The 20,303-nt window shown below is 73.4% G+C and carries 21 protein-coding genes and 1 CRISPR repeat array; of the genes, 12 read left to right on the top strand and 9 right to left on the bottom strand.

Features of this window, described 5'->3' with window-relative positions; all coding sequences use genetic code 11:
* A partial coding sequence (locus tag AB0M46_RS46765) for a hypothetical protein (RefSeq protein ID WP_363347316.1) occupies positions 1–1,438 on the bottom strand: 1,438 nt, incomplete at its 3' end.
* A 366-nt stretch (positions 1,439–1,804) separates the two neighbouring features.
* Between AB0M46_RS46765 and AB0M46_RS46760 the strand changes: the two genes are divergently transcribed.
* From AB0M46_RS46760 to AB0M46_RS46750, 3 genes are all read left to right on the top strand, one after another.
* Entirely contained in the window at positions 1,805–2,302 is a 498-nt protein-coding gene (locus tag AB0M46_RS46760) for a chemotaxis protein CheX (protein ID WP_363347314.1), read from the top strand.
* Between the two features lie 249 nt (positions 2,303–2,551).
* Positions 2,552–3,607 (top strand): 3-deoxy-7-phosphoheptulonate synthase, encoded by a 1,056-nt coding sequence (locus AB0M46_RS46755; RefSeq protein WP_363347312.1) that lies wholly within the window; start codon positions 2,552–2,554, stop codon positions 3,605–3,607.
* Between the two features lie 42 nt (positions 3,608–3,649).
* Complete coding sequence (locus AB0M46_RS46750; protein WP_363347310.1) at positions 3,650–4,378, top strand: SDR family oxidoreductase; 729 nt, start codon at positions 3,650–3,652, stop codon at positions 4,376–4,378.
* 50 nt (positions 4,379–4,428) lie between these two features.
* Here AB0M46_RS46750 and AB0M46_RS46745 read toward each other — a convergent pair whose 3' ends face one another.
* Positions 4,429–4,923, bottom strand: coding sequence for a helix-turn-helix domain-containing protein (locus AB0M46_RS46745; RefSeq protein ID WP_363347308.1), 495 nt, complete (start codon positions 4,921–4,923; stop codon positions 4,429–4,431).
* A gap of 72 nt (positions 4,924–4,995) precedes the next feature.
* Here AB0M46_RS46745 and AB0M46_RS46740 point away from each other — a divergent pair, with 72 nt between their 5' ends.
* From AB0M46_RS46740 to lepB, 4 genes are all read left to right on the top strand, one after another.
* Positions 4,996–5,595, top strand: coding sequence for a dihydrofolate reductase family protein (locus AB0M46_RS46740; protein ID WP_363347306.1), 600 nt, complete (start codon positions 4,996–4,998; stop codon positions 5,593–5,595).
* Entirely contained in the window at positions 5,589–6,407 is an 819-nt protein-coding gene (locus tag AB0M46_RS46735; protein WP_363347304.1) for an MBL fold metallo-hydrolase, read from the top strand. The genes AB0M46_RS46740 and AB0M46_RS46735 overlap by 7 nt, the downstream gene beginning before the upstream one ends.
* Before the next feature lie 76 nt (positions 6,408–6,483).
* A complete protein-coding gene (locus tag AB0M46_RS46730; protein ID WP_363347302.1) occupies positions 6,484–6,999 on the top strand; it encodes a SigE family RNA polymerase sigma factor in 516 nt (171 codons plus the stop codon).
* Positions 6,996–7,745 carry a signal peptidase I gene (gene lepB, locus AB0M46_RS46725; RefSeq protein WP_363347300.1) on the top strand — a complete coding sequence of 250 codons (750 nt, stop codon included), beginning with the start codon at positions 6,996–6,998 and terminating at the stop codon, positions 7,743–7,745. The genes AB0M46_RS46730 and lepB overlap by 4 nt, the downstream gene beginning before the upstream one ends.
* A 23-nt stretch (positions 7,746–7,768) precedes the next feature.
* On the opposite strand, the gene AB0M46_RS46720 is transcribed toward lepB, so the two are convergent.
* Both AB0M46_RS46720 and AB0M46_RS46715 read right to left on the bottom strand, forming a co-directional pair.
* A complete protein-coding gene (locus AB0M46_RS46720) occupies positions 7,769–8,449 on the bottom strand; it encodes a TVP38/TMEM64 family protein (RefSeq protein ID WP_363347298.1) in 681 nt (226 codons plus the stop codon).
* 159 nt (positions 8,450–8,608) lie between these two features.
* Entirely contained in the window at positions 8,609–9,130 is a 522-nt protein-coding gene (locus tag AB0M46_RS46715; protein WP_363347296.1) for a hypothetical protein, read from the bottom strand.
* 151 nt (positions 9,131–9,281) lie between these two features.
* Here AB0M46_RS46715 and AB0M46_RS46710 point away from each other — a divergent pair, with 151 nt between their 5' ends.
* Positions 9,282–9,878: a hypothetical protein gene (locus tag AB0M46_RS46710; RefSeq protein WP_363347294.1), complete on the top strand. Its 597-nt coding sequence runs from the start codon at positions 9,282–9,284 to the stop codon at positions 9,876–9,878.
* On the opposite strand, the gene AB0M46_RS46705 is transcribed toward AB0M46_RS46710, so the two are convergent.
* Entirely contained in the window at positions 9,778–10,032 is a 255-nt protein-coding gene (locus AB0M46_RS46705; protein ID WP_363347320.1) for a DUF3303 family protein, read from the bottom strand. The genes AB0M46_RS46710 and AB0M46_RS46705 overlap by 101 nt on opposite strands.
* Before the next feature lie 222 nt (positions 10,033–10,254).
* On the opposite strand from AB0M46_RS46705, the gene AB0M46_RS46700 reads away from it, so the two are divergent.
* The 3 genes from AB0M46_RS46700 (at position 10,255) to AB0M46_RS46690 (ending at position 12,113) form a co-directional block, all read left to right on the top strand.
* Entirely contained in the window at positions 10,255–11,262 is a 1,008-nt protein-coding gene (locus AB0M46_RS46700) for a LacI family DNA-binding transcriptional regulator (protein WP_363347292.1), read from the top strand.
* 5 nt (positions 11,263–11,267) lie between these two features.
* The gene (locus tag AB0M46_RS46695) at positions 11,268–11,597 is read left to right on the top strand and encodes a YciI family protein (protein ID WP_363347290.1); all 330 of its coding nucleotides are present in this window, start codon (positions 11,268–11,270) and stop codon (positions 11,595–11,597) included.
* Between the two features lie 72 nt (positions 11,598–11,669).
* A complete protein-coding gene (locus AB0M46_RS46690; protein WP_363347288.1) occupies positions 11,670–12,113 on the top strand; it encodes a hypothetical protein in 444 nt (147 codons plus the stop codon).
* Positions 12,114–12,196: 83 nt separating this feature from the next.
* Here AB0M46_RS46690 and AB0M46_RS46685 read toward each other — a convergent pair whose 3' ends face one another.
* Together AB0M46_RS46685 and AB0M46_RS46680 are read right to left on the bottom strand one after the other, a co-directional pair.
* Positions 12,197–13,429, bottom strand: a complete 1,233-nt coding sequence (locus tag AB0M46_RS46685) for a serine hydrolase domain-containing protein (protein WP_363347286.1) — start codon at positions 13,427–13,429, stop codon at positions 12,197–12,199.
* Positions 13,426–14,274, bottom strand: a complete 849-nt coding sequence (locus AB0M46_RS46680) for an NAD(P)-dependent oxidoreductase (protein ID WP_363347284.1) — start codon at positions 14,272–14,274, stop codon at positions 13,426–13,428. Before AB0M46_RS46680 ends, AB0M46_RS46685 begins: the two co-directional genes overlap by 4 nt.
* A gap of 118 nt (positions 14,275–14,392) precedes the next feature.
* A CRISPR array of direct repeats spans positions 14,393–18,319; the repeat unit is 28 nt; unit sequence GGACCATCCCCGCGTGCGCGGGGAGCAC.
* 301 nt (positions 18,320–18,620) lie between these two features.
* Between AB0M46_RS46680 and AB0M46_RS46675 the strand changes: the two genes are divergently transcribed.
* Entirely contained in the window at positions 18,621–19,109 is a 489-nt protein-coding gene (locus AB0M46_RS46675; protein WP_363347282.1) for a hypothetical protein, read from the top strand.
* A gap of 60 nt (positions 19,110–19,169) precedes the next feature.
* Here the strand turns inward: AB0M46_RS46675 and pflA are convergent, their stop codons facing one another.
* The gene (gene pflA / locus AB0M46_RS46670) at positions 19,170–19,799 is read right to left on the bottom strand and encodes a pyruvate formate-lyase-activating protein (protein WP_363347318.1); all 630 of its coding nucleotides are present in this window, start codon (positions 19,797–19,799) and stop codon (positions 19,170–19,172) included.
* 87 nt (positions 19,800–19,886) lie between these two features.
* Positions 19,887–20,303, bottom strand: a 417-nt coding sequence (locus tag AB0M46_RS46665) for a glycine radical domain-containing protein (RefSeq protein ID WP_363347280.1), incomplete at its 5' end; no start/stop codon positions are given.

Below are 20,303 nucleotides of genomic sequence, written 5' to 3'. Positions count from 1 at the left end.
CGCCGGCCCGGTCGGCCCGCGCGGTCGCGCCGCCGCGCCAGTCCTGGGCGGCGAGGGCCAGCACGCAGGTGGCCGCGGCGAGGACGGGGACGATGCGGAACGCGGTGCGGCGCCGGCCCAGCGTCAGCCCGGCCAGCGCCCCGGTGAGCCGCCCGGCGGCGAGCGCGTGCCGGCCGTACAGGCCCGCGCCGGCCAGCAGCAGCCGCGTGCCGAGCACGCCCAGCCCGGCCGCCACGAGCAACGGGGCGACCTGGGCCAGCCCGAAGCCGGTGTCGCGGCGCACGTCGGCGGCGGGCGCGGCGACGATCTGGAACAGCGCGGCGGCGGCCAGGCCGAGCGCGCAGATCTCGGCGGTGGCGGCGGCGAAGGGGCGGCGCGGGCGCACGTCGCGCAGCAGTTCGCCGACCCCGCCCCGGGTGGCGCTCCAGTCGGCCGCGACGACGATGACCGCGCCGGCGGCGAACAGCCGGGGCGCCCACACCGAGCCGAGCGCGAGCGGCAGGATGCTCTGCGCGGCGGTCGCGGCCCGGATGCGCCACTTCGGCAGGCCGCGGATCGTCATCCGGGCCGCGTCCGGGCGCCGCTCCTGGGCCGCGTACGCCGCCGCGACCGCGATCGCGAGCCCGCCGAACAGCAGGATCTGCGCCTGCGCGAGGCCGAGGCCGCGCCCGACCGAGCGCCGGTCGGCGGCGACCGCCGCAGCCAGCGCGGGCGCGCCGGAGGTGACGTCGAACCGGCCGTCGCGCACCCGATCGAGCTCGCCGCGCAGCGTGTGCGCGTCGTCGAACGCCTCCGGGCGCAGCAGCGCGTCGTAGATGACGCTGATCGTGGCCTTCTCCGACGTGACGGTCGGCGCGGTCGTGTACGCGGCCGTCCCGTCCTGCCCAGACCAGAACCAGCCGCCGGAGTCCGCGGGCGCGTACACCCCGACGACGTGCAACACCACCACGGTCGCGGTCAGCCCGGCCTCGTGCCGCAGCGTGCCGCCGACCCCGACGCCGAGCTGCCGGGCGAGCCCCTCGACGAGCACCACCTCGCCGTCGGCCCCCGGGCAGCGCCCCTCGCGCAGGGTCAGGTTCTCGCACAGCCCGTCGGCGAAGCGCAGCTCGGCCTGCTGGCGCTGCCCGCCGCCGGGGTCGATGAGGCTGCCGGTCACGCGCAGGCTCGTGGTGTGCCGCTCGATCGGGGCGTCGACGAGCGCGCCGATGCGCCGCAGGGCGTCCTCGGGCCGGTCGGGCGGGGCGACGGAGCCGCGGACCCGCAGCGTGCGCTCGGCGACGGTGGCGGTGTCGATGCGGGCCCGGGCGGCGCCGCGTCCGGCCGTGTCACCGGCCCGCGCGGCGAACCCGGCCGCGACGACGGTGAGCGCGGCGAGGGCGAACATGACGAGCGCCTGCACCCGCCGCGCCCGCAGCGCGCCGAAGACGAGCCTCAACATCGCACTGACGCTAGTGCCTCGGATCGATTTTCGGGGGGCGGCTTTGCGGCCCGGGCCGTGCCGGGTTCGCGCTGCTGACGCGGCCGGGCGACGGCCGTCCGGGCGAGGCGGCTCGGTGGCGCGGTGGCGTTGCTGGTGGCGCGCTTGATCACGTTGCTCGATGCCGCGCGGGCGCGGCGCGATGGCGTTGCCGGTGGCGGGCTTGATCGCGTTGCTCGAGGCGGCGCGGGCACGGCTCGGCGGCCTTGCCGGTGGCGCGCTTGATCGAGTTCGCGTGGACTTCGCGCGGACAAAGTCCTCAAGGTGGCGCGGGCGCGGCCGATCTGGCCTGTCGGCGGGCGGGCTGGCGAAGGGAGCCGGGAAACGATGCGGGCTGACCTCCAGGGCGGGGCCGTCACCGGCGAGCAGCTGCAGGGCATCGTGTGGCAGGTGTGGACGGCGTACCTCGGCGGCACCGCGCCCGCCGAGCTGCCCGCCGCCGCGTACGTGGAGCCGTTCGACGTCACCGGCGCGGTGGCGATCGCCGGGCAGTGGCACGGGCACGTCGTCATGCGCTGCCGCCTCGACGGGATGGCGGTCATGGCGGCGGCGATGCTGGAGCTGCCGACCGCCGGCGTGCGCCTCGAGGACATCGTCGACGCCGCCGGTGAGCTGCTCAACATCGTGGCCGGCAACGTGAAGAGCCTGCTGCCGCAGCCGAGCGTGGTGGCGCTGCCGCAGGTGGTGCTGGGCGAGGCCGACGTGCTGTGGCCGGGCGCGGCGGCGGCGTGCGAGCTGCGGACCGGCTTCGAGGAGTGGGCGGTGCTGCTGTCGGTGCTGGAGGTCGACAGCCTCGGCCCGAAGTGGCTCGCGGCGGCGCCGTGAACCTTGCACGCCCCACGGCGTTGTGTGCGTCACGTTCGGGCGGGCGGGCTCATGCGGTACAGTTGCGGCGTGAATTTCGGTTATCGGGCGTTTACCGTGGCTCCGGGTGGAGCCGGCGGCACGTTGCGCTGACCTAATTCACCCGGAGCCAGCAAGGGCAGAGACCTCAGTCTCTGCCCTTCGTCGTGTCGCGCGGCGGGGCTGGTGCAGACCGGGCCCGCCTTCCCTGGAAGCCCAAGGAGACGGGTCATGCACACCACCAACAATCTTCGGGTCACCGGCTACCGGCCGCTGGTCACCCCGCGGGAGCTCAGCGCCGAGCTGCCCATGGACGACGAGCGCGCCGCCGTCGTCGAGCGCGGCCGCGACGAGGTCCACCGCATCGTCAGCGGCGCCGACGACCGCCTTCTCGTGGTCGTCGGCCCCTGCTCGGTCCACGATCCCGTGGCGGCGGTCGACTACGCGCGGCGCCTGGCGGTGACCGCCCAGCGACTGTCCGCCGACCTGTCCATTGTCATGCGGGTGTACTTCGAGAAGCCCCGCACCACCGTCGGCTGGAAGGGCCTGATCAACGACCCGGGGCTGGACGAGACGTTCGACGTGCCCCGCGGCCTGCGCCTGGCCCGCCGCCTGCTGCTCGACGTGCTCGGCCTGGGGCTGCCGGTCGGGTGCGAGTTCCTGGAGCCGACGAGCCCGCAGTACATCGCCGACGCCGTCTCCTGGGGCGCGATCGGCGCCCGGACGCCGGAGAGCCAGGTGCACCGCCAGCTCGCGTCGGGCCTGTCCATGCCGGTCGGCTTCAAGAACGGCACCGACGGCGACGTCCAGGTGGCCATCGACGGCTGCCGCACCGCCGCCAGCCGCCACGTCTTCTTCGGCGTCGACGAGGACGGCCGCGCCGCGGTCGTCTCCACCGCGGGCAACCCCGACTGCCACATCATCCTGCGCGGCGCCCGTTCGGGCCCGAACTACGGCCCGGGCGACGTCGCCGACGCCCTCACCCGGCTGGAGAAGGCCCAGATGCCGCAGCGCCTCATCATCGACGCGAGCCACGGCAACAGCGGCAAGGACCACGTCCGCCAGGCCACGGTCGCCCGCGAGGTGGCCGAGCAGCTGGCCGCCGGCCAGGACGGCATCGCCGGCGTGATGCTGGAGAGCTTCCTGGTGGCGGGGCGCCAGGACCTCGGCGGCGAGCTGACCTACGGCCAGAGCGTCACCGACGCCTGCATGTCGTGGGACACGACGGAGACCCTGCTGGACGACCTGGCCGCCGCCGTCCGCGCCCGCCGCGCGCTCACCCGCTGAGTCCCTCGGGGAAGGCCCCGCAGCGTCCCTACGCTTAGGTGCATGCGGGGCCTTCCTCTGCTGGCCGGCCAGACCGTCGTGGTGCTCGGCGGCAGTGCCGGCATCGGCCTGGAGACGGCCCGCCAGGCCCGCGCCGCCGAGGCCGGCGTCATCCTGGTCGGCCGCGACCCGGACCGCCTGCGCGCCGCGGCCGCCGAGGTCGGCGCGGCGGACTCGTTCGCGTTCGACGCCACCGACCCGGGCGCCCTGCACCGCTTCTTCGCCGACCTGCCCGGCCAGGTCGACCACGTGATGGTGACGGCCGGCGGCAACTACTACGCGCCCCTGGCCGAGCTGGACCTGGACCGAGCCCGCCGCCTGGTCGACGAGCACCTGTGGCTGCCCCTGCACCTGGCCCGCGCCGTCCCCGGCCGCCTCCGCCCGCCGGGCGGGCTGATCCTCATGGGCGGCACGGGCGCCCGCCGCCCCGCCCCGGGCCTGTTCCTGCCGGCCGCCCTGACCGCCGCGATGCCTGCCCTGGTCGCCAACCTGGCCCTGGAGCTGGCCCCGATCCGGGTGAACCTCATCGCCGCCGGCTTCGTCGACACGGACCTGTCGGCCCGCCTGCTGGGCGAGGAGCTGGACGGCCGCCGCGAGCAGCTGCGCACGACCCTGCCGATCCGCCGCGTGGTGACCGCCGCCGACGTCGCCGCGCTGGCCGTACACCTGATGGCCAACACCGCCCTGACCGGCGCCACCTACGACGTCGACGGCGGCCAGCAGCTCACCTGACCCCGGCGACGTCCCACCACCCCGCAGCGGCGGCGAGCCTTCCCCGGCTGTTAGTCGACTCGTTCCTGCTCGGCGGCGGCGTAGGCGGCGCTGAGCCGCTCGAACGCGCCCGGGCCGTCGTGCGGCTTCGGCGGGGCGCCGAGGTGGCGAACGCGCAGCTCGTCCATGAGTTCCTCGATGAACGCTGGACCCTCATCGCGCATGAGCTGCTGCCGGCTGCGCAGCTCGGCGCTGCCGGAGCTCCAGTCGAGGCCCCAGTTGCCGAGAGCGTAGATGATCGGCAGCGTCTGGATGCCGGCTTCGGTGAGGCTGAAGCGCGCGCGCTGCCCGCGGGCGGCGGTGCCGCGGGTGAGGATCCCCGCGTCGATGAGCCGCTTGAGGCGGTCGGCGAGGATGTTCGAGGCGATGCCCTCCAGCGACCCGGTGAGCAGCGCGCGGAAGTACCGGCGGTCGCCGAAGATGACGTCGCGCAGCACGAGCAACGACCAGCGATCTCCGAGCACCTCGACGGCGGCGTTGATCGGACACCCGGACCGTGGTTCCACGACTCCTCCTTGACAGGCACTTCACGCTAAATATAGTGGTTGCAGATTGCAAGCACTATGAGGAAGAGGGGGATGATGGGCCGCTTCGTATATTGGATGAACGTGTCCCTCGACCTGCGGATCGAGCAGGTTCCGGGGGACAACGGCGCGGGCGAATGGCTTCGCATCAGCGAGGAGCTGCACCGCGAGTTCAACGCGCGGGCGCGGGCGCTCGCGTTGATGGTCCACGGCCGGGTCATCTACGAGACGATGGAGGAATACTGGCCGCGAGCGCGCGAGGACGCGTCGCTGCCGGACGTCCTGCGTGAATACGGCGAGATCTGGACCGCGAAGCCCAAGGCGCTCGTCTCCCGCACCCGCCGCAGCGCCGATCACCACACCCGGATCATCGGCGGAGACGACGCGATCGAGCAGCTCGCCGCCCTCCGCGCCCAGACCGACGGCACCATCGGTGTGGGTGGCGCGGCGCTCGCCACCCAGCTGCTGCGCGCCGGGCTCCTCGACGAGCTGCTGCTCTTCACCCATCCCGCGATCCTCGGCTTCGGCAGGCCGCTGTTCGACGAATACGACGTGCCGATCGAGCTTGACCTGCTCGAGCAGCGCTCGTTCGAGCAGGGCGTCACGATGCACCGCTACGCGATCCGCAACGAGCTCGAGGCCAGCGCATGCTGAGGCAGCTCGCCGACGGTGTGTCGGTCCACGAGAGCGAGTTCTGCCAGAGCAACGCCGTGGTCGTGCAGGGCCGGGCCGGCGTGTTGCTCATCGACGCCGGGGTCCATGGCGACGAACTGGCCTGCCTCGCGAACGACCTGTCCGAGTCGGGGCAGACCGTGGTGGCAGGCTTCTCGACGCATCCGCATTGGGATCACCTGCTGTGGCACGCCGGGCTCGGCACGGCGCCCCGCTATGGCACGGCTCGCTGCGCGGCCACTGTCCAGGATCGGCTCTCGGGCGGGGTGGAAGCGGTCGCAAAGGCCGCCGGCATCCCCGAACAGGTACCGCTGGACCTGCTCGGCCTCATCACCGGCCTGCCCGCCGGGACGGCGCAGATTCCCTGGGACGGCCCACAGGTCCGCATCCTGGAGCATCAAGCCCATGCCCCGGGCCATGCGGCGCTGCTGATCGAGGAACACAGGGTCCTCGTCGCCGGCGACATGCTCTCCGACGTCTTGATCCCGATGCTCGACCTGAACGCCGCCGACCCGATCGAGGACTACCTCGCCGCGCTGGGCCTGATCGAGGGCGTGGCGGGCAACGTAGATGTCTTCATCCCCGGCCACGGGTCCGCCGGCGGAGCCGATCAGGTACACGCGCGGATCGAGCAGGATCGGGCGTACGTGCACGCCCTGCGCGACGCCCGCGCTCCCGGCGACCCGCGGATCGGCCCATCGGCCAAGGACGGCTGGGACTGGGTGGCCAGCGTCCACGAAGGTCAACTCCAGCGCCTCGCCCAACGACGCGAGCGCGACGGGGCGCCCAGCTGACGACCGGTGTGCGACATGACGCCAAGAGGGCCGGTGGGCATGCAACCCCTGCGGAGCGGATCTCGTTCTGATAGGTGTGACACCGTCAGAGGAGCGGGACTTCGCGGAGTTCGTGCAGGCCCATGGGGACCGGTTGCTGCGGTTCGCGCGGTTGCTCGTGCCGGATGCCGCCGAGGCCGAGGACGTCCTGCAGACCGCCCTGCTGCGGTTGACCAGGCACTGGTCGAGGCATCTGGCATCCCCGGAGGCGTACGTCCGGGCCACGCTGGTGAACCTGGCCAAGGACCGCAGCCGGCGCAGCTATCTCGTCCCCGTCCCCGTGCAGACCGACCCGGACCTGTCGAACGCCGGGCCGGATCACGCCGAGGCGATCGTGGCCCGGGCGCATCTCGACCAGATCCTTGCCGCCCTTCCTCCGAGACAGCGGGTGGCGGTCGTGCTGCGCGTCATCGAGGGACTCAGTGAAGCCGAGACGGCGGCCATCATCGGGTGCTCGCCAGGAACGGTCAAGAGCAACCTCGCGCGCGGGCTCCTGAAGGTCCGCACCGCCCTGAAATCCTCCCTTGCCTCCGTTGAGGAGACCGCGTCATGACCACGATGCTGCCCTCGCCGGACGCTGCGGCCGAGGAACTGCGCAGGCTGGCGTCGGCGGCCGCGCCGGCGGTGCGCGCCCGGCCCGACCTGGCCCGGATCGTCCTCGACCGCGCCCGCCGCCAGCAGCGCACACGGCGCCTGGGCAACGTGACGGCCGGCGTCGGCGGCGGTCTCGTGGTGCTGACCACGCTGGCAGCGGCCAACCTGCTCGGCCGGGGCGACTACCTGACCGTCACCGAACCGAGCGCCGCCATGACGCCCACCATCCAGGTGGGCGAGCGCGTCCTGCTCGACAAGCGGCTGTCACCCGCCCGCGGAGATGTCGTCGTCGTGCACCTCGCCCGTGACGGTCGCACGTACGACGCCATGATGCGGGTCGCCGCCCTCTCCGGCGACACGATCGGATGCCCGGCCGGCCCGACCGGGCGGTGCGAGGCGGTCGTCGTCAACGGCACAGCGGTGCCCGAGCCGTACCTCGGCGCGACGGTGACCGACCCGTTCCCCACCTCCACGGTGCCGGATCGCATGATCTTCCTCCTCGGCGACAACCGCGCCGTCGCGAGCGACTCTCGCGTCATCGGGCCGGTCCGGGGCACCGACGTTCGCGGCGTGGCTGTGCAGATCGAGGACGACAATGGTCGGGTCCGGGTCGTTCCGGGCGCCCCGGTCCACCACGGCCCCGGCGGCGGCGACGACGTCGATCCGGCCGGCCCGGTCCCCCCGGCAGTGGTCGGGACGCCCTGACAGGAAGCCCCGTTGACGCCCGGTCAGGAGGCTTCGGCCTGGTCCCGGGGGTGGACGGCCCTGGTGGTGTTGCGGCGGCGGTGCCGTTCGGCGGCGAGGCCGCCGATGGTGAGCACCAGCAGCGTGGCCAGCGCCGCCCAGAACGGCCAGGCGCCGGGCCGCCAGCCGTAGGCGCCGACGGTCACGTAGGCGGTGGTGGTCGGCAGGATGCCGATCGCCGTGCCGGCGGTGAAGTCGCGCAGCCGTACCGAGGTGAGCCCGGCGAGGTAGTTGACCGCGGTGAACGGCACGATCGGGATGAGCCGGGTGAGCACGATCGCGCGCATGCCGCGGCCCGCCAGCATGGTGTCCAGGCGGTCGAGGTGGCCCCCGGTGAGCCATCGCACCGTGTCGCGGCCGAGCACCCGGCCGAGGTAGAACGCGGCCACCGCGCCGAGCAGCGCCCCGGCGACGACGATGAGGACACCGGGCGCCAGGCCGAACAGGGCCCCGGCGGCCAGGGTGAACACGGTCTTCGGCAGCGGTGACAGCGACACCACGGCGTAGAGCACGCCGAAGGCCACCGGCGCCCACCAGCCGAGCGCGATGATGTTGCTGCGCAGCTGCTGCGGGTCGGGCACCCCGACGAGGACGGCGGCCGTCACGAGCACGGCCAGCAACGCGACGAGGCCGGCCGCACGCAGCATCCCGGCGCGAACGGTCATGATCCCATCATGCCGCCCCGCGCCGTCGCTCGGCACCTCGTGGAGACGCCCGGTGGCCGGCTCACCCCTTGGAACGACCGGTGGTGGCAACGACATGGGGCAGTCGGCGCAGGTGCAGCCGACGAGGGTGTCGCTCAGCGCACCGCGTCTCGCAGACCGCTACAACGGCCAGTCCTCCTCGGCCGCGGCGCGGATGTCGATCTCCTCCGCGCGGGCCTCGGGGTCGCGGCGGAACTCCGAGCGGCCCGGCGTCAGGCGCAGGACGATCTCGGCGCCGTTCCAGTCGGTGGTGATGGTCGCGGTGCCGCGGTCCTCGCCGTCCATGAACTCGGCGAGGCCGCGCGCGATCGTGCACGCCCAGACCAGCGACGGCAGCCGGAAGTCCACGCGGCCGGCGAAGTCGAGGGCGAGCGACCCGGTGGCCTCGTCGTAGCGCAGCGTGAGCTCGTCGTCGTCCAGCAGCGCGCGCAGGACGGTCGCGTAGTCGCCGTCGAGCCAGCCGTCGCACTCCGCGATGGCGTCGGGCAGCTCGTCCGGGCTCTGGTCCGGCATGGCGGCGAACAGGCCGGCCCAGTCCGGCTCGGGCCAGTCCGCGGCCTGCTTGACCGGCGAGTCCAGGAACTCGCGCAGCCGTGGCTCCGCGATGACGGCCGCCGCCGCCAGCATGACTGTCTCGGACATCGCAAGACCTCCCGGGGCGAAGCCTACGGGGCGGTTCAGGCGAAGGCCGGCGGCTGGCCGATGGCCTCCAGGACCGACAGCCGCAGGTCGCCGTCGGGGTTGGCCGGTTAATCGGTTGAACCGGGGTCGCCGGCGGGTTCATGGTGGGCGGATGCGGGTCACGTTCATCAGGTTCGCCGACCACGAGTGGGGCTACGTGACCATCGCGCGCGACGACGGCGTGGTCTACCGCATGAACACCGGCCCGATCACCGGTGCGACGCCGCACGACCTGGTCCACTACACCGTCGAGGACGCGTTGCGCATCCCGGACGGCATCTGGGGCTCGATCGCGGGCGGGGTGGTCTTCCGCAGCATGCACCACGTCTCGGGCCGCCGCCCGCCGCACGCCGCCGAGCGGTCCAAGGAGCTGATCCGCGAGCACCGCGAGCTGCTGCGGCGGGCCGAGCACATCGGCGGCCTGTGCGAGCGCGCGGCGGCGTTGCCGGAGACGGACCTGGCGCGGTTCGCGGCGCGGGAGCCGTCCATGCCGCTGACGGCCGGACAGCTCGGCACGGCCGCGGCGGCGCTGCGCGCGGCGCACGAGCGCTGGTCGGCCCTCGCCGTGGGCGAGACGCTGGAGTTGCAGTGGCCGCGGTACCGCTCGATCAGGACAGCAGCGGGGACGCCTGCGCCGACGGGGCGACCGGAACGATCTCGAAGTCGACGAGGTCGCTCCACCGGGCGACCCACGCCATCAGCGCGGTGACGTCCGCGCACTCCATGAGCTGGAAGCAGCGGGCGCAGTCGGCGGAGACCCAACTGTCGACGTACCGCAACCCCTCGGGCAGCATCCGGCCCTGCGCCCGGGCCCGCTCGTAGACCGGCCGGGCCTGCCCGCCGCGAAAGCGCTCGATCACCATGAACAGCACGGACCCAACGTAGCGACCGGGTCCCGGACGACCACCCCACCGTCGCCGTCCGGGACCCGGGCGTTTCTGGGCGCCCGCTCGGACGCCATGCGCGATGTAACAGATGAAACGTACTGTAACATCGCAGGGCATCAGCAAACCGCTGCTTGGATTAACTGTCAAGAGTCCTTAGAGAAGCCGAATGCTCTTGATCATGAAACGGGGGGTGTGACGATGGCCGGCCACCGGCGCGTCACGGTGCGCGACATCGCCGCCGAGACCGGCCTGTCGATCGCCACCGTCTCGCGCGCGCTCAACGACCACCAGGCGGTCACCCCCGCCACCCGGGCACTCGTCCACGAGGCGGCCGACCGGCTGCGCGCCCGCATCGGCCTGAGCGGCAAGCCCAAGGGCGGCACCGTCTTCGTGCGCTGCCCGTACGTGCTCACCGACTACTTCGGCCTCATCGTCTCCTCGATCGCCGAGACCCTCACGCTGCACGGCCGCCAGCTCGTCCTCACCGCCGGCGAGGCCGCCCAGCGCACGCCGCTGCTCGCCGACCTCGACGGCCGCGAAGGCCTCACCGGCGTCATCGTCATCCTGCCGCCCGAACCCGGCGACGACCTCGTCGAGCTGCAGCGGCGCCGGATGCCCTTCGTCGTCGTCGACCCCCGCACCACGCTGCCCCGCGACATCGTCTCCGTCTCCGCCGCCCACTTCGCCGGCGCCCGCCGCCTCACCGGGCACCTCGTCGCGCTCGGCCACCGCCGCATCGGCGTGATCGGCGGCCCGACCGAATGGCTGGCCAGCGACGCCCGCCTGGCCGGCCACAACGCCGCCCTCGCCGACGTCGGCGTGCTGCCCGCCGCCGAGCTGCTGCGCAGCGTCGAGCCGACCACCGACCGGGGCCACCGCGCCGCCGGTGAGCTGCTGGACCTGCCGGCACCCCCGACCGCCCTGGTCTGCTTCAACGACAAGGCCGCGGTCGGCGCGCTGCAGGCCGCCGCCGAGCGCGGCCTGAAGGTGCCGGACGACCTCTCCCTCACCGGCTTCGACGACCTGGACCTGGCCCGGGCCACCGGCCTGACCACGATCCGCCAGCCGCTGCAGGAAATGGGCCGGATGGCGGTCTCGCTCCTGGTCCGCCTCCTGGAGCAGCACGAGCTGGACGCCCTGCACATCGAGCTGGCCACCGAGCTCGTGGTGCGCTCCTCCACCGCGCCGCCCCCGGTGCGATCCTGAGACGCATGACGCGTCCCCGCCTCTGGTTCCTCCTGCACCACCGCCCGGGCCCGGCCGCCGAGCCCGGCGTACGCCCCATGGACCAGCCCCTCTTCGCCGAGCACCTGGCGTTCCTGCGGCGCCGGGCCGAGGACGGCACCCTCGTCGCCGCCGGCCCCCTGGAGGACACCGACACCCGCGAAGGTGAGGGCATCACCATCCTGGCCGCGGCAACCCTGGAAGAGGCCCGCCGCCTCGCCGAGCAGGACGACGAGTCGGTACGGTCCGGCCTCCTCGCGGTGACCGTCCGCACATGGACCGTCGTCATGGCCCCCGTCCTGCCACCGGAAGGGTGAGGCGGATCCCGCCGATTCTTCGCCCTCCAATGTGACCGCCGGGACACCTGCGGCACCGCTTGGCTGATCCTCATGTCGAGAACCACCTGGAAAATCTTGTTCGCCACGGCCGGCTGCGCCGTGTGCCTTGTCTTCGGGCCGGGCGCCCTGGCCGCCTGGTCGGCCCAGCCTCCGGCCAACGCGGCGCAGGGCGACCCGACGTGGACGTGGGACCACACACCGACGAAGACCCCGACCAGAACTCCCACGAAGTCGCCGTCGAAGTCGCCTTCCAAGTCCCCGTCGCAGTCGCCGTCGCAGTCGCCGTCCAAGTCGCCGTCGCAGTCGCCGTCCAAGTCCCCGTCGCAGTCGCCGTCCCACACGGTGACGCCCACCCCGACGTCCACCAGCCTGCCGGTCACCGGCGGCACCAGCGGCCAGACCGTCGGCACCCTCGCCGTGGCCGGGGTCGCCACCGTCGGCCTCGGCATCGCGATGCGGCGGGTCGCGCGGCGACGTTCCCACGGCGACGCCTGAGCGCGGCTCACCGAGCCGCGACCCGATAGGGCGCAGCGGCCCGGGCGTCCAGCCACGCCCGGGCCCGCCAGGCCTGCGCGGGCTCAACCGGCCAGCACGTCGGCGGCGGCCTTGCGGGCCGGGTTGTTGACGCCCCAGGCCGCGTCCGGATGCACCCGGTTGGTCAGCAGCACCAGGATCGCCTTGCGCCGCGGGTCGATGACGATCGACGTGCCGGTGAAGCCGGTGTGCCCGAAGGCGCCGCGCCCGGCCAGCCGCCCCATGTACCACGCCTGGTCGACGTCGACCCCGAGCCCGTGCGCGGCCGCCGGCCCGAACCGGGCGTTGGCGTTGGTCCGCATGAGCTCCACAGTCGACGGTTGCAGCAGTGCCCCGCCGCCGTCCAGCAGTGCCCGCCCGAACAGCGCCACGTCAGACGCGGTCGAGAACAGGCCCGCGTGACCGGACACACCGCCGAACGCTGCCGCCGACGGATCGTGGACGGTACCGCGCAGCGCGCCCTCCGTCGCCGCGATCCGCGACAGCAGCGCGCCCGGAGGGATGAAACCCGTGTCGGCCATGCCGAGCGGCGCCGCGATCTGCCTGCGCACCAGCATGTCGAGCCGCTCCCCGGCCAGCGCGGTGACGATCGCGCCGAGGGCGATGAAGTTCTGGTCGGCGTACAGGAACCCGGAACCCGCCGGCGCGACGGGCGCCTCCCGCAGCACGTGCTCGAGCCGCTCGGCCGGCGTGTCCCCGGCCAGCGGCGTGTCCTTGGACAGCCCGGACGTGTGGGTGAGCAGCATCCGCACCGTGATCCCTGGCTTGTCCACAAAGGACGCCAGGTACCGCGCCGCCGGCGCGTCCAGCTCCAGCCACCCCCGCTCCACGAGCCGCAGCGCCAGCACCGCCGTGAACATCTTCGTCAGCGACGCCAGGTCGTACATCGTGTCCGTCCGGGCCGGCACCCGCGCGTCCGCGGGCAGCTCCACCCGGTCCGCCCCGTACCGCACCGCGTCCCCGGCCGCGAAGTGCGCCGCCACCCGCCCGTCAACGGCCGCGAAGGCGACCGCACCCGGGTACATCGGATGCGCGGGACGCTCGGGCGTGGGCCGCAGGTACCGTCCGACCGCCGCCCGCAGCCCGGCGTCGAACCGGCTGACCGGCGGCTCCTTCCACGGCGCCGGCAGCCCGACCGGAATCGACCAGGCCTGGCTGACCGGCGACGGCTGCGCCGATGGACCCGCCGGCAACGGCGCCCGCCGCCGCGGCCCGCACCCGGCCAGCACCGCCGCCGCCCCGCCGAGCGCGAGCACCCGGCGACGGCTGAGCGTCACCTGGGCGCGCGAACGGTCTCGTACACGGCCGCGATGTCCTCGCCCCCGAGCCCGCGCGCGATCGCCGCCTCGAAGACCGCCCGGGCCGCGTCCACAATGGACGAATCGACCCCGACCAGCCCGGCCAGCTCCGCCACGAGCCCCGCGTCCTTGGCCGCCCCCTCGACCGGGAACGCCACCGGATACTCACGCCCCAGCATGAGCGGCGTCTTCATGTGCGCGTACCCCATGTCGAGCGGCCCGCCGGCGATGAGCGACAGGAAGTCCACCCCGAGCGCATCCGCGAGCGCCACGCTCTGCGCCAGCGCCGCCACGTTGGTCACCACCCAGCTGTTGACGACGAGCTTGACCCGGCTCCCCCGCCCGGCCGCCCCGCACCACGTCACCTTGGCCGCGATCGGCCCGGCCAGCTCCTCGACCCGCGCCCGGACCTCCTCCGGCCCGGAGGCCAGTACATTGAGCTTGCCCTGCTCCGCCGGGCCGCGGGTGCCGAGGACGGGGGCGTCGACGTACACCAGGCCAAGCTCCTCGGCCAGACCCCCGAGCGCGTCCGCCCCGGCCGCCCCCACGGTGCTCAGCTGCAGCCAGAGCGCCCCCGCGGTCAGGCCGGGCGCGGCCGCCCGCATGACCGACTCCACCGACTCGGCGTCAAACAGCATGGTGACCACGGTGTCGGCCCCCGCGACCGCCTCCGCCGCACTGTCCGCCACGAAGGCCCCGTCCTCGGCCAGCGGCTCGGCATTGGCCCGGGTACGGTTCCACACCCGCACCTCCTGACCGGCCCTGAGCCAGTTCCGCGCCACACCGGCGCCCATGATTCCGGTGCCCAGCACTGCCAGTGTCATGCTGCGATCGTTGCACGCCGCCCGGGCCCGGCCGCCACCACCTGGCGCGCCCCGAAGGTGCTCAATGCCACATCCAGCAGCGGCAACACGCTCCGGGCGGCCCCGGCCAGTCTTGTCCACCATCCCGGCATACGCGGGAACCGCTACGCAGGAGTGCCGACGAGGAACAGCATCCAAGGATCATCCCGCATGCGCGGGGAGCACACCAGGTAGAGCGTGCCGGCTGCGTACCGGGCCCAGGGGCCATCCCCGCGTACGCGGGGAGGGTCAGGTCGAGGTCGTTGACCACGGTGCGCCACAGGGGACCATCCCCGCGTGCGCGGGGAGCATCTCGGCGACGCGATCACCAAGATGGGCGTGCCGGGACCATCCCCGCGTGCGCGGGGAGCACTTCGGCGAGGTGGACTTCATCACGTTCAGTGTCGGACCATCCCCGCGTGCGCGAGGAGCACCCGACCCGGTCCGTGCCGCGCAGGCCCTGCAGGGGACCATCCCCGCGTGCGCGGGGAGCACGGTGGGTTCCCGGAGCCCGGCGGGGGCGTGGTGGGACCATCCCCGCGTGCGCGGGGAGCACGCGGGCCGGCCGAACCCGTTGCTGCCGAAGGCGGGACCATCCCCGCGTGCGCGGGGAGCACGCGGGCCGGCCGAACCCGTTGCTGCCGAAGGCGGGACCATCCCCGCGTGCGCGGGGAGCACCTCACTGCCGCTACGGGAACCCTGCTCGCAACGGGACCATCCCCGCGTGCGCGGGGAGCACGGGGAGTACCGGCGGGGCGTCTCGTACCGCATGGGACCATCCCCGCGTGCGCGGGGAGCACCTGTGCAGGCCGCGGAGCACGTCGGCCTCCGCGGGACCATCCCCGCGTGCGCGGGGAGCACAGGACCTGGATCTGGTTGAGGATGGCGCCGACGGGACCATCCCCGCGTGCGCGGGGAGCACGGCCAGAACAGTGTCCCCCCGGAGGTCAGCATGGGACCATCCCCGCGTGCGCGGGGAGCACAGCATCGCCCGGTCCCGCACCCCGGCCGGGGTGGGACCATCCCCGCGTGCGCGGGGAGCACACGGTGGACGCCTACGTCGATGCGCTCGCCGCGGGACCATCCCCGCGTGCGCGGGGAGCACGCCGCCACTTTGCGGGCCAGCTGACGGGGGCGGGGACCATCCCCGCGTGCGCGGGGAGCACGGCGCATCCCGTCACCCTTCTAGGCGATTGACAGGACCATCCCCGCGTGCGCGGGGAGCACGACGTAGTTGACTGGGCAGACCTCGGGCCCGAAGGACCATCCCCGCGTGCGCGGGGAGCACTACGACTGGAAAACGTAGGTCGGGTCCAGGGTGGGACCATCCCCGCGTGCGCGGGGAGCACCAGCAGGCCAAACAGCTCGGCCTCGCCATGGCGGGACCATCCCCGCGTGCGCGGGGAGCACGTAGGCATCCATGATCCCCTCGGCCTGGACCCAGGACCATCCCCGCGTGCGCGGGGAGCACTTCTTCGGGTCATTCCATACCGTCGACGCCGACGGACCATCCCCGCGTGCGCGGGGAGCACGACATCGGGGCCATGGCCCGCGACGGCATCCAGGGACCATCCCCGCGTGCGCGGGGAGCACTCGACGTTCTCGAACTTGATGGACTGGAAGGCGGGACCATCCCCGCGTGCGCGGGGAGCACTACGTGGCGGGCATCAACCCGAGCGGCACGCTGGGACCATCCCCGCGTGCGCGGGGAGCACCCGCCCGGCGGTGACCCGGGCCACGTGATGTTGGGACCATCCCCGCGTGCGCGGGGAGCACGGGTCGTAGCTGCTCACCGATAGGCGGTGCAGCGGACCATCCCCGCGTGCGCGGGGAGCACGCTTTCGCCGGCGGCGGCGTCGGGGCTGGGGCCGGACCATCCCCGCGTGCGCGGGGAGCACGTTTTTCCCCTTTCCGGGAAATGCGGTGAGTGCGGGACCATCCCCGCGTGCGCGGGGAGCACATCACCAGTGCGTCGAGTGCGGCCACCGGCGCGGGACCATCCCCGCGTGCGCGGGGGTGGTCCGACGCGCATCAGCTGCCGGCCGATGCCGGTACCACGCTCCCCGCGCACGCGGGGGTGGTCCCCGGGGCGGCACAAGGGATCTGGGCGCTCTGCAATGCTCCCCGCGCACGCGGGGGTGGTCCGGCGTTCCAGGTGTCCGCGCGGGGAACGGGGTCATGCTCCCCGCGCACGCGGGGGTGGTCCTCCGATTCGGAAATCGACACGGAAATCGGGTACATGCTCCTCGCGCACGCGGGGGTGGTCCGTTATGGCCGTAGCCGCTCCACCGTGCCGGCGTATGCTCCCCGCGCACGCGGGGGTGGTCCCGGTCCCTGGCCCGCGCCCAGCAGGATGCGCAAATGCTCCCCGCGCACGCGGGGGTGGTCCGGCCACGGCGAACACCACCTCGGACCGGCTCCTATGCTCCCCGCGCACGCGGGGGTGGTCCCGGCCGCAGCTGGACCGGGGCGTTCTTGCCCCCATGCTCCCCGCGCACGCGGGGGTGGTCCATCGAGCAGATCGCCAAGGAAGACCGGCTCCGCATGCTCCCCGCGCACGCGGGGGTGGTCCGTTGAACGTCTCGTCGGCCATGCACAGCAGCGCATGCTCCCCGCGCACGCGGGAGTGGTCCACCGTGTGGCTGTCGTCGCCGGTGGTCGAGTACATGCTCCCCGCGCACGCGGGGGTGGTCCCGAGGAGCTGGCCGCCTGGGGCGAGGGGGCCGCATGCTCCCCGCGCGCGCGGGGTTGGTCCGCAGCGGCGGCGCGTTGTCCACCCAGGTCGCGCATGCTCCCCGCGCACGCGGGGGTGGTCCGGAGCACGCGTCGATGATCCGCCGCCGGTCGCTATGCTCCCCGCGCACGCGGGAGTGGTCCCGCGTCGCCCGCGGTGACCGGGTTGGCGGTCACATGCTCCCCGCGCACGCGGGGGTGGTCCCACCGGCTCACCGACTGGACTGCCAAGCTCGGCGTGCTCCCCGCGCACGCGGGGTGGTCCCAGCCCCTTGCAGTTGATCAGGTTCGCCTGGCCGTGCTCCCCACGCACGCGGGTGTGGTCCGTCTGCAACATGTTCGCGCAAAATCGGCCGCCGTGCTCCCCGCGCACGCGGGGGTGGTCCGCCGGTTGCCAACATTGCCGGGTCGTGGACGTTGTGCTCCCCGCGCACGCGGGGGTGGTCCGAGAGGTGGAGAACCGTGGGTAGGTGGGGAGACGTGCTCCCCGCGCACGCGGGGGTGGTCCGGACGCCGGCGCCACCTGGGAGCAGATCGGCGCGTGCTCCCCGCGCACGCGGGGGTGGTCCGCGCTGGCAGCAGGGCGCCAGGAACCGCGTCTAATGCTCCCTGCGCACGCGGGGGTGGTCCTCCGTCACTGATCGCGTTCAGCTCGGCGAGCGTATGCTCCCCGCGCACGCGGGGGTGGTCCCGAATACCGGTCTGACATCGTCGGCGAGCGAGCATGCTCCCCGCGCACGCGGGGGTGGTCCCCCCTCCCACACGTGGGCCGGGGACGGATTTTTATGCTTCCCGCGCACGCGGGGGTGGTCCCGGAGCCACGTCCAGCAGCGTTTCCGGCACCCAATGCTCCCCGCGCACGCGGGGGTGCTCCCACCGCAGGCGGCCCGGAAAACCGCGAAAACTTGTGCTCCCCGCGCATGCGGGGGTAGTCCCGGCAGCTCGGCGTCGACCCGCAGCACGGCCGTGTGCTCCCCGCGCATGCGGGGGTGATCCCGCCGAGTTCGTCGCGGCCTATAAGGCGGCCAAGTGCTCCTCGCGCATGCGGGGTGGTCCCGTCTACAACGCGGTCAAGCTGACCGACAAGCATTGCGCCCCGCCTATGCGGGGGTAGTCTCACGTCCGCTACGCCATCGAGATCGTTGTAGTCGTGCTCCCCGCGTATGCGAGGGATGGTCCGGTCCCGTCGTCGCGGCTCGCGGCGGTGGACGCGTGCACGCCACGCATGCGGGGGTGGTCCCGAAACATCGCTCGCCCGGCGCTGCTCCTCCCAGGGCTCCCCGCGCATGCGGGGATGGACCGGCGGTGATGAACGTTCGGCTCAAGGGGTGGTAGTGCCCCCCGCCCGCGCGAGGCGTCCCGATTCGGCAGGCCACTCAGCATGAGTCATAGGGTGCTCTCGTCGCGCGGCATCGGCGCCCGTCGCGGATCGGACCGGCCATGATGCGCTTCCCGCGCACGCAGGGGTGGTTCCAACTTCGTCCACCTGCCGCCGATGCGTCGTCGCCTGATCCACTCTCGGCGCGCGGGCCGAGATTCCCTGCCAGGCGAAGAGCTTCTTGCAATGGCACCCGTCAATATAGAACATGAGCGATATGAGACGACTCACCTCCACCATCGCGCTCGGGGCCGCGGCGATCGCCGTCACATTGGCCGTGCCCACCGCCGCGCACGCGGCCACGATCAGTCAGCCGTTCGCCGCCAACTCCGGTGACAGCTGCCACTACGGGTCCACGTCGGGCACGCTGACCTGGACGATCGGGCCCTCTCCCCTGCCCGCGGGCGGCGTCCCGGTCTCCGGCAAGGTCTCCGACCGGCCGCTGCCGGCCGATCCCGGCGCCATCTGCCTCAGTGACGGGTATTCCAGCACCGTCACGTTCACCGCGTACAGCGGCACGGTCGTGGCCGACCAGCAGAGCCGCACGGCCGACAACGGCACGATCAGTTTCAGCTTCACCCTGGCCGCCGGGTCGGACAGGAAGCCGGTGAGCCGCATCGTCGTGCAGGTCTGCCGCAACCCCGTCGTCACCCTGCCGCCGAGCTACTGCGGCCCGGCGGTGACCTATCCGGCGCCGACCGCCTGAGCCGGTTGCCCCCCAGTTGCCAGCCGTCGTGACCCGGCGGCTGGCAGCGCACAGAGGCGGTCAGCAGACCAGGATGCCGGTGGTCCGGAACTGGTCGCGGACCCGGTCGATCGTTGCAGCGTCGGGTGGCGCTGTGTCCTGCAGCGGGAACGGGATGCCGAGCCGCTGGTACTTGGCCGCGCCCAGCCGGTGGAACGGCAGGACGTCGATGCGTTCCACGTTGCCCAGCGCCGCCGCGAAGCCCGCCACGCCGTCCACCTCGGACGGGTCGTCGGTGTAGCCGGGGACGAGGACGTAGCGGATCCATACGGGGGTGCCGCGCTCGGCCAGCCGGCGGGCGAAGGTCAGGGTCGGGGCGATGTTGCCGCTGGTGAGTCGGTGGTAGCGCTGCGGGTCCCAGGCCTTGATGTCGAGCAGGACCAGGTCGGTGGCGTCCAGCAGGGCGTCGGTGGCCCGGGCGCCCAGCGCGCCGGAGGTGTCCAGCGCGGTGTGCAGGCCGAGTGCCTTGGCGCCGGTCAGCAGGTCGTGGGTGAACTGCGGCTGCAGCAGGGGCTCCCCGCCGCTGACCGTGAACCCTCCGCCGGCGATGCGCACGAAGTCGGCGAAGCCGGCGAGTTTGAGCAGGACCGTCTCGGCCGTCGTGGGCTCGCCGTCGCGCATGTGCCAGGTGTCGGGGTTCTGGCAGTACAGGCAGCGCAGCGGGCACCCGGCCAGGAACGCGACGAAGCGTTCCCGGCCCGTCGACCCCGGTGGAGAGGTCCCAGGAGTGCAGGCGGTTCATCGTGCGCCGTGGAAGGTGCGGTTGACCACGTCGCGTTGCTGCTCCGGGGTCAGCTTGACGAAGTTGACCGCGTACCCCGACACGCGGATCGTCAGCTGGGGGTACTTTTCCGGGTGCGCCATCGCGTCGAGCAGCGTGGCCCGGTCGAGCACGTTGACGTTGAGGTGGAAGCCGCCGGCCCGGGTGTAGGCGTCGAGGAGGCCGGCGAGGTTGCCGATTCGTTCCTCGTCGCTGCGGCCGAGGCCGTCGGGGGTGACGGTGCTGGTGAGGGAGATGCCGTCGCGGGCCGAGGCGTAGGGCAGTTTGGCCACCGATAGTGCCGAGGCGGCCATGCCGTGCGCGTCGCGGCCGTTCATCGGGTTGGCGCCGGGCGCGAACGGCTCACCGGCGCGGCGGCCGTCCGGGGTGTTGCC

This window comes from Dactylosporangium sp. NPDC051485, assembly GCF_040682015.1.
Lineage (GTDB): Bacteria > Actinomycetota > Actinomycetes > Mycobacteriales > Micromonosporaceae > Dactylosporangium.
Note: the sequence above shows the minus strand (reverse complement) of the source record. Positions and strands in the feature narration are given on the sequence as shown.